The sequence below is a fragment of the Pseudoalteromonas sp. T1lg10 genome (assembly GCF_002964545.1).
Lineage (GTDB): Bacteria > Pseudomonadota > Gammaproteobacteria > Enterobacterales > Alteromonadaceae > Pseudoalteromonas.
The window spans coordinates 19423-32700 of record NZ_PQBV01000003.1 but is presented as its reverse complement, the minus strand read 5'-3'; the positions used below and the strand labels follow the sequence as shown (position 1 = coordinate 32700).

The following is a 13278-nucleotide window of genomic DNA, read 5'->3' as shown; positions in this document are numbered from 1 at the left end:
CTTTCGCGTCTCGAGGGCTGTGCATTCTACTCAACCCTGATTTGTTGTCAACACTTAATTTTGAGAAAGTTTAAAGTTTCTTAAAACTCAGTTTTACTTGACTCCCTGAGCCGCTAGCGCCTCGCTATGCGTTGCTGCCTGCCGTCTCAGTGGGGTCGCATTATAGGGAGATTCGATTTTGACGCAAGCCCTTTTTTAAAGAAAATTGCTAAAAACAGATCGTTTGCAGTTAAATTGAGCATAACGGCTCAAAAACATACAAAAAGCCACCCAATGGTGGCTTTTTGGCGGGGTTTTAATTGCTGATGGTTAGTTTCCAACCAGCCTTGCGCTGGTACAGTGACTCTTGCTGCAGCTCACTTAACATCAAGGGATGGGCATCTAACCATTGTTTATCTATATATAGTGTCAGCGCATTATTATGTTCTTTAATTACCAGCTCAGGTAAAACATCATTTTTGCGACGCATTGACAATATTACCGCCAACCTTAATAAACGCACTAACTGAGTGGCCAGCTTTTCGTGAGCACCGAGTGATTCAAAATCACCGGCCAGCACATCACCCTTATGGAAGCGCACCAGCTTGGCTACCAGAGCATGCTGCTGCTTGGTAAACCCGGGCATATCGGTATTGGTAATAATATAAGCGCCATGCTTAGGGTATTGCTTATATTCGATTAGCAGACCAACTTCATGCACCATGGCCGCTGCGGTCAATAACCCATGATCCGCCTCACTAAGTTGCCAAGGCTGACTTAATTGCGCCAATAATAGCTTGGCAATGCAGGCAACCCGCTCGCCTTGCCTGCTATCCAAATGGTAGCGGGTAATAAAACTGTCTATGGTGCGCTGGCGAATATCCTGGCGCTGCAGTTGTGGCACCATGCTATAGAGTACGCCTTCACGCAATGCACCACCGGCTAGTCCCATGGCGCTCACCTGCAAACTCTCAAAGATGGCAATAAGAATGGCAAGTCCAGAAACAAAAACCAGACGGCGCTCTTCACTTAATCCAGGCAGTTGCAGCTGTTCGATAGAGGCGTATTGAGTAGTTAATTGACGGATATCAAGTAACTTATCCAGTGTCAGGGTTTCGTCTTGGCGCTGGGCAACCATGATCTCCTGGATTGCCTGAACCGTGCCAGAGGCGCCCGCAGCATAGTCCCATCCGGTTGCGCGGTATAAGGCGATAATGGGTTGCAGGATTTGTTTCGCCGCCTTGATGGCATTGTCATAATTGCTGTCGCTGAGCAAACCATCTTTAAAGTAATGCTCTAGGTAGGTAACGCAGCCCATATGCAAGCTGGTGTAGTGAATAGCTTGTTGGCCTTCGCCTATGACTATTTCGGTACTGGCGCCACCTATATCAATCACCAATTGCTTACCGGAACAAGCCGACGTATGCGCCACACCTTGGTAGATGGTCTTTGCTTCTACTTCACCGCTGATAACATTAATTGGATGACCAAGAATTTGCTCAGCGCGCTCTTTGAATACATCGGCATTCGTCGCCAGTCTGAGTGTGGCCGTGGCTACGATGCGAACTTGTGACGCAGGAATATCCTGCAGTCGTTCGGCAAATAGGGCTAAACATTCCCAGCCACGCTCCATTGCTTCCTGACTTAATTGCATGCTGCCATCGAGGCCCGCAGCCAAACGCACCTTGCGCTTTACCCGGCCCATGGTTTGTAACGAGCCTGCCACTGTTTTGGCAATCAACATATGAAAGCTATTGGAGCCAAGATCGATTACCGCATATAAATCATCTTGGAGAGAAGAATTTACCACGTACTTACCTCTAAAAAAGCTTGGCTCCGGGGGGCCAAGCTTGCACGTCGTTTGGGACGTGTTGTCATGCTAGTAGGCTAACGTCCTTGCCCATGGCGGCGACGACCTTGCCCATGTCCTTGGTTTTTACCCCGTGAACGCCCTTGCGGCCCACGGCGTTTAATTGTTTTCGGTGCCGTAATATCATCCAACAGCGCCGTTTTGTCGTAATGAGACACAGGGATATTGTGCTCAATATAGTCTTCGATCTCTTGCAGATTATAAGCGTATTGCTCACAGGCAAAGCTGATAGCGTGGCCCGATGCCCCAGCACGACCGGTACGACCGATACGGTGTACATAATCTTCGCAATCGTCCGGTAGGTCATAGTTGAATACATGACTTACTTCAGGAATGTGTAGACCACGAGCAGCAACATCGGTTGCAACTAGTACATCTAAACTTCCCTTTGCAAATTGTGCCAAGGTTGACTGACGTTTCTTCTGATTCACATCGCCGGTCAATAAGCCAACACGATGCCCATCTGCTTGTAACCAAGCGTAAAGTTCTTCACACACATGTTTTGTGTTGGCGAACACTATCGCTTTTTCCGGCCATTCTTCCTCGATCAAGGTAAGTAGCAGTTTCATTTTGTCATTTTGCGACGGATGAAACAGCTCTTCTGCAATGCGCTTACCGGTTTTAACATCCGGCTCGATCTGCACATGCTCTGGATTGGTCATGTGCTCAAACGCTAATTCTTGAACGCGATAAGACAAGGTGGCCGAAAATAACAGGTTAAGACGTTCGGTCGCTTCGGGCATGCGGCGGAACATATAACGGATATCTTTGATAAAGCCGAGGTCGAACATGCGATCCGCTTCATCCAGTACCACAACCTCGATGTCGTTAAGGGTATAACAGCCTTGTTTATACAGGTCGATCAAACGGCCCGTGGTACCAATTAAAATATCGACACCTTTTTCTAGCTGCGCCCGTTGTTTTTCGTAATCTTCGCCACCATATAATAAACCTAGTTTAAGATTACAGTGCGGTGCCAAGATTTTTGCATCTTTGTGGATCTGAATCGCAAGCTCCCGTGTGGGGGCCATGATCAGGGCTCTTGGTTGCTGACCCGATGGCTTTTGACTCTGCAATAAGTGATGGCAGGTGGCGGTAAGAAACGCCAGTGTTTTACCTGTGCCAGTTTGTGCTTGGCCCGCAATGTCGCGGCCAGCCTCAACATAAGGCATACACTTCGCCTGAATAGGCGTGCAGTATTCAAAGCCACTTGCTTGCAATCCGGCAACCACCTCCGGAGCTAAAGCAAAGTCTGCAAATTTTTTATCGGTTAAATGTGTCTTATTCATAGCGATAAAGCATAACGCTTAAACTTGCAATAAGAAACAAGAGTGTTTAAATACGCACTAAATAAATTCGCCAAATTTAACGGAGAACGTGATGAGCGATAAAATTATCCAATTAACTGACGACAGCTTTGAGGCTGACGTAATGCAATCAGACAAACCTGTACTAGTCGACTTTTGGGCTGAGTGGTGCGGACCTTGTAAAATGATTGCCCCTATCCTTGACGATGTAGCTGGCGAGTTTGAAGGCCGTGTAACTATCGGTAAATTGAATATCGACCAAAACGCTGGCACTCCGCCTAAGTTTGGTATCCGCGGTATTCCAACCTTACTACTGTTCAAAGACGGTCAGGTTGCTGCTACTAAGGTAGGTGCCCTTTCTAAAGCTCAGCTAGTTGAGTTCTTAGAAAACAACATCTAAGCACAGATTATAAAAAAAGGGCGCTCGCCCTTTTTTTATATGACATTTTGTATAAAGACTGGACGATAAGCCACTGAGCTGCTAGTTTATAACCCCAACAATTCCAAGTTTATCCAACAACCTCACTCGAAGTACTTCCATTTCGAGACGATAAATAGTTTAAAGAACCCACCAATATGCATTTACGCGAACTGAAAGACAAGTCGATCAACGAACTTGTAAAACTAGCCGAGTCTATGGGCCTAGAGAATGTAGCCCGCCTAAGAAAACAAGACATTATCTTTGCCATCCTGAAAGCGCACGCGAAAAGCGGCGAAAACATTTTCGGTGGCGGTGTATTAGAAATCCTGCAAGACGGTTTTGGTTTCCTACGTAGCTCAGAAGCTTCGTACCTTGCTGGTCCAGACGATATTTATGTATCTCCAAGCCAAATTCGTCGCTTCAGTTTGCGCACGGGCGACAGCATTGCCGGCCTTATTCGCCCACCAAAAGATGGTGAACGTTACTTCGCGCTACTAAAAGTAAACGAAGTTAACTTTGATAAGCCGGAAAACTCACGCACCAAGATTTTATTTGAGAACTTAACGCCATTGCACGCCAATGAGCGTTTACGCATGGAACGTGGTAACGGCAGCACCGAAGATATTACCGCTCGTGTTCTTGACCTTGCAGCACCAATAGGTAAAGGCCAGCGTGGCCTTTTGGTTGCACCGCCTAAGGCCGGTAAAACCATGTTGCTACAAAATATCGCCCAGTCTATTAGCTATAACCACCCTGATTGTGAGCTCATGGTATTGCTTATCGATGAGCGCCCGGAAGAAGTAACGGAAATGCAGCGCCTGGTTAAGGGCGAAGTAATTGCATCGACTTTCGATGAGCCGGCAAGCCGTCACGTACAGGTCGCGGAAATGGTGATCGAGAAGGCAAAACGCCTGGTTGAGCACAAGAAAGACGTGGTTATCCTGCTTGATTCAATCACTCGTCTGGCGCGTGCCTACAACACAGTTATTCCATCATCGGGCAAGGTACTTACCGGTGGTGTTGACGCCAACGCCCTGCACAAGCCAAAGCGCTTCTTTGGTGCGGCACGTAACGTTGAGGAAGGCGGCAGCCTGACCATTATCGCCACCGCGCTTATCGATACCGGTTCGAAAATGGATGAAGTAATCTACGAAGAGTTTAAAGGTACGGGTAACATGGAATTGCACCTGAACCGTAAAATTGCCGAGAAACGCGTATTCCCGGCGATTGACTTCAACCGCTCAGGTACTCGTCGTGAAGAATTACTGACTAAACCGGATGAGCTACAGAAGATGTGGATCCTGCGTAAGATAGTTCACGATATGTCGGAAATCGATGCCATGGAATTCCTTATCGATAAGCTGGCCATGTGTAAGACCAATGACGAGTTTTTTGACTCAATGAAGCGTAAGTAAGCTTTACTGGGTTAAACAAAAGCCACTGTTATCACAGTGGCTTTTTTGTGCCTGCTGTTTAGGGGCTAATGCCCCGACTCTGTTTCATGCATCGCCAGATCGCTTAGCAGCTCACTGACGTGTTCACCGTCCTGGAATTTGGCGGCGCGCTCAATATCACTAAGCAATTGCGCTAAGTCGGCATCGGCAAACATCTTTGCTGCGCCTGCCAGGCGATGGGCAATTTTTGCCACGGCGGCGATATCATCACGCTGCTGCGCCGCTTTCAGCAAGGCAATTTCCGCAGGCAAGGTTTGTGCAAAGCTATGGCGCAGGTCGCTCATATCCACCTCACGGTAACCTTCTTTTTGCTCACTGACACTTAGGTAGCGCTCTAACACGGCACAAAACTGTGCCTTATCTATGGGCTTGGCCAGATGACCGGCAAATCCCACTTGCTTATACTGCGCGATTTCATGGGTCATGGCATTGGCGGTCAAGGCGATAATGGGATTACTATAACCACATTGATGCAACAGCGACAGCGCCCCTAAGCCATCGAGTATCGGCATCTGAATATCCATTAAGACCAGGTCCGGATTATGTTTTAATGCCAACTCCACCGCCTGTTCACCATTTTCGGCGCTGTAAACCGTCACTCCAAGATTCTGCAATAAGCGCTCAATCAGGCGACGATTATCCGGGTGATCCTCCGCCAATACCACAGTGCCACTAAAGCTGGAGGCATAACAAGGTGGCGGCTGCGCTTGCAGCTGACTCGTTAATTGACTGTACTGACAGGGCAGCTTAAAGCAAAAACAGCTGCCGCATCCCAGGGTGCTGGTTACGGTAATTTGCCCCCCCATGATGCATGCCAATTGCTGCGACAGGCTCAAGCCCAAACCTGTGCCGCCAAAGCGACGGCTAATGGAGTTGTCGCCCTGACTAAAGGTGGTAAAAATAGCTTCCAGTTTATCCTCAGCAATGCCAATCCCAGTATCTTCAACACAAAATACCAGGTTCTTATCCTGAGCGCTGATCTTAAGAGTTACCTGACCTTGCTCGGTAAATTTAATGGCATTGGAGCACAGGTTAACCAACACCTGCTTAACACGAATATAGTCCAGTTCGGCACCGCTGTTTGCCGGCAGTTGGTTGTCGATGTAAAAGTCGATACCCTGCTGCAGGGCACTGGGTGCAAACATGGCCTTGATATCGGCGAGCAGAGAATCCAGGCTCACCAAAGCAATATTAAGCTCGAGTTTATTGGCTTCGATTTTACTTAAATCCAGTACATCATTGATCAGCTCACCCAGATGCTTGCTGTTGTTATAAATAACCTGCAACTCCTTGGCGACATCGGCATCACGCACCTCACCATGAACAATGGCCTCGGCCTGACCCATAATGGAAGTCAGCGGCGTTCTAATCTCATGGCTTATATTCGCCAGAAACTGGCTTTTAATTTCATTGGCTGAACTAAGCTGTTGCGCCAGAGCCTCAAGCTCCTGAGTGCGCAAGCGTACCTTCTCTTCCAAGATAGCATTGGCCCGACGCTCGGCTCCGCGGCGAAACAAGAGTACGCCGATAATCAAGGTCAGTAGCAATAACCCCGAGACCAACCAGGTAAACTGATTGCGTTGGCGCGCCGCGATTCGCTCAAACTCCTGCTGACGCTGCAGCGACTCCACCTGGCGCTGTAACTGAGTTGTGTTGTATTTAGCATGAAAATCATTAAGGCGACTGGCAATGGCCCGACTAACGGCCAGATCGCGTTCACGCTCATATTTTTCAAACAACACCAAAGCCTTTTGATTATCCCCCTGCGCCGCTGCCAGCAATAGCTCAATCAAATAGGTGTCTATAGGCGCGTCGTCACTGCTATTTTGTTGCGATAACGAATAGGCCTGCGCCAAGGCTGCTTCGGCGCGCTCGTAGTCACCCTTGCCATACAACACCTTGGCGGTGATCTCTTGTATGGTAATGAGCCCAGGGAAATAGTCGATCACCTCAAGCTGCGCCTTCGCCTCTTCCAAGGTAGCCAGGGAATCATCAAAACGGCCTTGAAAGAAATACAAATCGGCCAAATTCATCCTAGTGTTAACGAAGCTTACAGAATCATTGGTCTTGGCTATGTTCGCCAATGCCAATCGATATTGCTCGGCGGCGGCGTCGAGGTGCCCAAGGTTGCGATAAATAATACCGAGATTAGACTGCATTTGTGCCAGGCCTGCGGTGTCCCCCATACGTACAAAGGCATCACCCACTGTGGTATACATTTCCAGCGCGGCATCAAAGCGATCGGCGCTGATATAAGCGCCGGCAATATTATGAATAATATCGACCCTATCCTGCTCCGAGCCGTGCTCGTCATACAAGGCTTTAGCACTGCCGTAATAGTCGATGGCCTGCTCCAGACGCTCTGCGCGCATCAAGGCTAAACCGATATTATTGTATAAATGAGCCTGCAGCAGCGGCTCATTGGCTTGCTCAAGTATCTGTAAGGCTCTGGAGTAATCCTCAACGGCACTAAGATAATGGCCACGATAATAATTGGCTATCCCTTGCTTTTTAGCATAATCGGCACGGCGTATCGGCGGCTCCAGATCGGCGGATAACTGCTCCGCCCGCAAAAAGTAACGGGTCGCTTTTTGATAATCACCGCTGGCAAAGTATTGCTCGGCAACAAACCGAGTCAGGGCCAGCTTTTCTTTATCCGCTAGAGGTTCGCTTAAACTTGCTACGGCGCGGTCGAGTTGCACCTCTTTGGGCTCGAGCAGGATTTGCTCCAGCGCCGTGCTGGCACCGTAACAGGGAGAGAGAGACAAAGCAGCACAGAAAAACAGGCTTAGTGTTTTATAAAAGCTGACCTTCCTTTGCAACATTACTTTCTTCCACTTTGTCGTTGCGTTAGAGCATAACTACTACACCCTAGGCTCTTGATTACTCGAGACATAAACAGCGTCACTTTAGGTTCGCTTTGCTATCACCAGATGCCAGTACCACATCATATCCTTATTAGCCGGGCGTTTATTGTGACAGCCTCAACTGATTGCTACTGTTTGCTATTTATTCATATCCGGCGGGTATATTCAACTTTATTACGACTAGCAATCCGTCTCTTCCGCATTAAACAGCCCGACAAAAGCCGCGATTTTGACCTGACAAGCATAACCGCTTTATAAGTAAAGTCATTGGTTTACTTCAACTAAATACAGAAATAGCAGGCTCTTCAATGGGCAATTTAAGCCATGACCCTAATATAAGAAACAACACTTGCAATTGATAATCATTTGCAATAGCATGCGCATTCAAAATAACTCACAGCAACTCTTTAGGATCTTACGCAATGACGCGCCACCCTCTTTCTCTCATTATTTTCAGTGTCTTATCAGCACCCAGCCTGGCGGCAACCAAGATGGAAACCATTGAAGTGGTCGGTAGTTATTTCAATGATTACAAGGTCGATAGCGCCTCTGGCGCCATGCGTACCGACGCTTCGCTACTGGAAACCGCCCAGTCGGTTACCGTGATCCCAGAAACCATAGTCAATGAGCAACTGGCCACTACTCTGGGTGAAGTGCTAAGCAATGATGCCAGCCTGACCTCGGGCTCGAACCAGCGCAACCGGGAAACCTTTAATATGCGCGGCTTTAGCCTAAGCTCAGCGACCGGTTATCTGCGCGATGGCCACCAGCACTGGTCACATTACCAACAGCCCATTGAGATCCTAGAGCGTGTTGAAGTGATCAAAGGCCCGGCGAGCATTTTGTATGGCCAGTCCGGTCCTGGCGGTCTGGTTAACATGGTCACCAAAAAGCCTACCGCGAATCGCTTTGTTAATGTCAGTGCCGATGTCGATCAACATGGCTCGACACGTTTTATGCTCGACGCCAGCTCGGCACTCAATGATGATGAAACACTGCGCGGACGCGGTATTGTGGTTAAGCAAGATGTGAACTTCTGGCGTGACTATGCCAACGGCGATGAGCGTGAGCGCGATCGTTTCCTCGGCGCCTTAGTCCTTGATTACGACCTCAGCGACGACACCCTGATCCGCGTTCACTATGATCGCACCGACGATAAAACCGGTCTCGACACCGGTGCCTGGCTAGATTCGCAAGGCAAGGTCATCGGCGATGACAAAACCATTTACGATTTCTCCTGGGCCTTCACCGATATCGTGGTAGAAAACTTAGGCCTGGATGTGCGCACCTATCTCAACGATTACTGGCAACTGAGACTGGGTTATAACGAACAAACCTTTGAGCGCCAGCGCTTTGAGTCGGCGCCACGTAAACCCAGTGACTACCAAGCCGGTGGCAGCTATAACTCACGCCCCTATGATCGTTTTGATGATTGGCAATTTACCACCGCCTATATCGACTTTATTGGTGACTTCCAGCTAGCGGGCATGCAACACCAGCTGCTGATCGGCGCCAACAGCCTGGACTATTACTATGGCCAGCTGCGCACCAGTGCCGACGCCATAGATTATATCCCCGGCCAAAGCGAGCCAAGCCGCCCGGATATCAGTTATGCAAGCGATACCAGCCTTTCGAGTGACGAGTATGACTACTATGGCATCTATATTCAGGATTTGATCACCTTTAATCCGCAGTGGCAGCTGTCGCTGGGCGGTCGCTACGACAAACAGAATAAAGAAGGGGCAAATAACGAATCTGTCTTGCCTAAGGTCGGTGTGCTGTATCACCCGAACGACAATGCCACCCTGTATGTCAGCTATTCTGAGGGTTTTGAGCCACAGGGTTCAGAGCGCCTGAACAACGAAAGTGATAAAAATCACAATATGAAACTCGACGCCGTCACCTCGGAGCAAATGGAGATAGGTGCCAAATGGCAACTGTTCGATGAGCGCCTGCTGCTTACCGGTGCACTCTTTGATATTAGTAAAAAAGGCACCCTGGTCAGCGAGTTAGTCGATCACCCGGATTACGACACCATCACCACACAGGTAGGTGAGCAGCGCCATAAGGGTATTGAATTAGCCGCCCAAGGCGCCGTAAGCGATCGTTTCTTTGTGATGGCGTCAAGCATGTATCTGGATGCCAACTACGAGCGTGACGAAGACTTGGAAGGGAAAACCCCGGCAGATGCACCTAAATGGTCGGCCTCACTATGGTCACGCTATGAAGTCACCGAGGCCTTAGCGCTTAATGCCGGACTCTTCTATACCGGCAAACGCTTTGCAGACAGCGATAACCAGATAGAAAAAGACGCCTATACCCGAGTCGACGTCGGTGCGACTTATGCCATCAAGCTTGCCGGCAATGACGTAGATCTGCGTTTAAATATCGAAAACCTTTTCGACACCGAGTACCTGGCTGGCGGTGGCACCAATAATGTGACCATAGGTGAAGGCACCAACTTCCGCCTCGCCGCTCAGTTTAGCTTCTAACTAGCCTGAAAAAGCCCGGCATTTGCCGGGCTGACTTCTTTAGGATTTATCACTTTTTCAGCTGCTTGAATAAATGCAGGGCGATTACGACCACAAATCCAGCCAGTAACCCAACCAGGCCATTGGCGCCGTTAACGACCAAGGCCTCAACCACCCCACCGTATTGACCGGCCAGCTCACCCCAGTGACCAATAAGATGATGCAACGGCGCGATACCATGCACCAATATGCCGCCACCGACTAGAAACATGGCTATAGTCCCCAATACCGCCAGCGCCTTCATCAACCAGGGCGCTAAGGTCAGCAAAAATCGTCCCATTGCACGACTGATGGCGCTTTTAGCAGCAACGCCGCGCTGCAACAGATATAAACCAGCATCATCCAGTTTCACTATACCGGCCACTAAACCGTAGACACCCACAGTCATCACCACGGCTATTATCGACAGCACAGACACCTGATGGATAAAACTGGCGGTAGCAACCGTGCCCAGGGAGATCACGATAATTTCCGCGGAAAGAATAAAGTCGGTGCGTATTGCCCCCTTAATTTTTTCCTTTTCTGCTTCCGGAGTGAGCGGCTCAGCCAGAGCCGGATGCTCCGGCTGTTCTTCCTTGCCGTGAGCCAGCTTTTCCGCGCCCTCAAAACACAGGAATAAACCACCTAGCATCAACAAGGGTGTGATCAGCCAGGGAATAAAGGCGCTAATAAGCAGCGCCGCCGGCACCAGGATAGCTTTATTCAGCATGGAGCCTTTAGCCACGGCCCAGACCACGGGTAACTCCCTATCGGCGTTCACCCCGGAAACCTGCTGCGCATTAAGGGCCAGATCATCCCCCAGCACCCCGGCGGTTTTTTTGGTCGCCACCTTACTCATGGTAGCAATGTCGTCCAACAGAGCGGTGATGTCATCAAGTAGAGTCAATAAGCTTGCGCCAGCCATGGGCATTCCTTTTGCAGTGTTAAATGTGCCTTGTTAAGCTAATACGCTACACTGACGTTGTCCACAATTGCGGAGAAAAACAATGACTAAGGGACTGTTCTTGGCAATACCCGCAGCTCTTATACTCAGCGCCTGCAATGAGCTGCCCAAAACCCAGGAAGGCAATGCGGCCATAAACTACCGCTGTGATTCGGGAGCCATATTCAGTGTTCGCTTTGACGCCGAGCGCGCTATTCTGACTTTGGGCCAGGCTACTCACACCCTGATTGGCGAGCGTGCCGCCTCCGGCGCAAAATACAGCAATGAGGAACTCACCTTTTGGGGCAAGGGTGATAACAGCATACTGATGCTCAACGACGAAACCTGGCAGTGCCAGCGCAGTGATTGATCGCTTTTGCGTCGCCATCAAGTATAATGCGGCAAACACCCGAGGCTTACAGAGGCGTAATGAAATACAAAGACTTAAGAGACTTTATCGCGTTGCTTGAAAAGCGCGGCGAGCTCAAGCGGATCAGCCAGCCCATTAGTACCCATTTGGAAATGACCGAAATTGCCGATCGCACCTTACGTGCCAAGGGCCCGGCCTTACTATTTGAGAACCCGGTCGGCTATGATATCCCGGTGCTTGCAAATCTCTTCGGTACGCCAGAGCGCGTGGCTTTGGGCATGGGTCAGGAGAATGTCGAAGCGTTGCGCGAAGTAGGTCAGTTACTCGCCTTTTTAAAAGAGCCCGAGCCACCTAAGGGCATTAAGGAGGCGCTGGGACAGATCCCGGTATTTAAACAAGTCCTCAATATGCCCGCCAAGGAAGTGAAAAAAGCCCCCTGTCAGCAGGTGGTGCTCAGCGGCGATGAGGTCGATCTGACCAAACTGCCCATCCAACATTGTTGGCCCGGCGATGCAGCCCCGCTTATTACCTGGGGTCTGACGGTCACCAAAGGGCCCTATAAAAAGCGCCAGAATCTGGGCATTTACCGCCAGCAACTGCTTGGTAAGAACAAAATCATTATGCGCTGGTTATCGCACCGTGGTGGTGCCTTAGACTTTCAAGAATGGTGTAAGGAAAACCCGGGTGAGCCCTATCCGGTTTCCGTTGCCCTGGGTGCCGATCCAGCCACCATTTTAGGTGCGGTTACGCCTGTGCCGGATACCTTAAGCGAATATGCCTTTGCCGGTTTGTTGCGTGGCAGCAAAACCGAAGTGGTGAAATCCATATCCAATGATCTACAGGTGCCCGCCAGTGCGGAAATCGTGCTTGAGGGTTATATAGCTCAAGATGAGCTGGCGCCAGAAGGCCCGTATGGCGACCACACCGGCTATTACAATGAAGTGGATGATTTTCCGGTGATGACGGTGACCCATATTACCCATCGCGAAAACCCTATTTATCACAGCACCTATACCGGCCGCCCACCCGATGAGCCGGCCATTCTAGGCGTGGCACTGAACGAAGTATTTGTGCCTATTTTGCAAAAGCAGTTCCCGGAAATCGTTGACTTCTACTTGCCGCCGGAAGGCTGTTCGTATCGCATGGCGGTGGTAACCATGAAGAAGCAATATCCTGGCCATGCAAAACGGGTGATGATGGGCGTGTGGTCCTTCCTGCGCCAGTTTATGTACACCAAGTTTGTGATCGTCTGTGATGATGACGTCAATGCCCGCGACTGGAATGACGTGATCTGGGCCATAACCACACGTATGGACCCGGCACGCGATACCACCTTGGTGGAAAATACCCCTATCGACTACCTGGATTTTGCCTCGCCGGTTTCCGGCCTTGGCTCCAAAATGGGTATGGATGCAACCAACAAATGGCCCGGTGAAACCGACCGCGAATGGGGCGAGCCCATAGTGATGGATGAAGCCACCAAGCAAAGAGTCGATGAAATATGGGACTCCCTGGGCATAGACTAAGTGCCTGTTAATTGGCCTTCTATGGTAGGCT

9 protein-coding genes are annotated in these 13278 nt (G+C 49.7%); 5 read left to right on the top strand and 4 right to left on the bottom strand.

Annotated features, from left to right (window positions below; translation table 11 throughout):
- Positions 1-295: 295 nt before the first annotated feature.
- Together gppA and rhlB are read right to left on the bottom strand one after the other, a co-directional pair.
- A complete protein-coding gene (gppA, locus tag C2M17_RS02350) occupies positions 296-1789 on the bottom strand; it encodes a guanosine-5'-triphosphate,3'-diphosphate diphosphatase (RefSeq protein WP_105199277.1) in 1494 nt (497 codons plus the stop codon).
- Between the two features lie 77 nt (positions 1790-1866).
- Complete coding sequence (rhlB, locus tag C2M17_RS02345; RefSeq protein ID WP_105199276.1) at positions 1867-3138, bottom strand: ATP-dependent RNA helicase RhlB; 1272 nt, start codon at positions 3136-3138, stop codon at positions 1867-1869.
- A 91-nt stretch (positions 3139-3229) separates the two neighbouring features.
- Here rhlB and trxA point away from each other — a divergent pair, with 91 nt between their 5' ends.
- Both trxA and rho read left to right on the top strand, forming a co-directional pair.
- Positions 3230-3556 (top strand): thioredoxin TrxA, encoded by a 327-nt coding sequence (gene trxA / locus C2M17_RS02340; RefSeq protein ID WP_105189420.1) that lies wholly within the window; start codon positions 3230-3232, stop codon positions 3554-3556.
- Between the two features lie 176 nt (positions 3557-3732).
- Complete coding sequence (gene rho, locus C2M17_RS02335; RefSeq protein WP_105199275.1) at positions 3733-4992, top strand: transcription termination factor Rho; 1260 nt, start codon at positions 3733-3735, stop codon at positions 4990-4992.
- 65 nt (positions 4993-5057) lie between these two features.
- On the opposite strand, the gene C2M17_RS02330 is transcribed toward rho, so the two are convergent.
- Positions 5058-7856, bottom strand: a complete 2799-nt coding sequence (locus tag C2M17_RS02330) for an ATP-binding protein (RefSeq protein WP_105199274.1) — start codon at positions 7854-7856, stop codon at positions 5058-5060.
- Between the two features lie 464 nt (positions 7857-8320).
- Here C2M17_RS02330 and C2M17_RS02325 point away from each other — a divergent pair, with 464 nt between their 5' ends.
- The gene (locus C2M17_RS02325) at positions 8321-10390 is read left to right on the top strand and encodes a TonB-dependent siderophore receptor (protein ID WP_105199273.1); all 2070 of its coding nucleotides are present in this window, start codon (positions 8321-8323) and stop codon (positions 10388-10390) included.
- A gap of 49 nt (positions 10391-10439) precedes the next feature.
- Here C2M17_RS02325 and C2M17_RS02320 read toward each other — a convergent pair whose 3' ends face one another.
- Entirely contained in the window at positions 10440-11333 is an 894-nt protein-coding gene (locus C2M17_RS02320) for a DUF808 domain-containing protein (RefSeq protein ID WP_105199272.1), read from the bottom strand.
- An 82-nt stretch (positions 11334-11415) separates the two neighbouring features.
- On the opposite strand from C2M17_RS02320, the gene C2M17_RS02315 reads away from it, so the two are divergent.
- Together C2M17_RS02315 and ubiD are read left to right on the top strand one after the other, a co-directional pair.
- Positions 11416-11721, top strand: coding sequence for an MliC family protein (locus tag C2M17_RS02315; RefSeq protein ID WP_105199271.1), 306 nt, complete (start codon positions 11416-11418; stop codon positions 11719-11721).
- 59 nt (positions 11722-11780) lie between these two features.
- Complete coding sequence (gene ubiD, locus C2M17_RS02310; protein WP_105199270.1) at positions 11781-13247, top strand: 4-hydroxy-3-polyprenylbenzoate decarboxylase; 1467 nt, start codon at positions 11781-11783, stop codon at positions 13245-13247.
- Positions 13248-13278 lie beyond the last annotated feature (31 nt).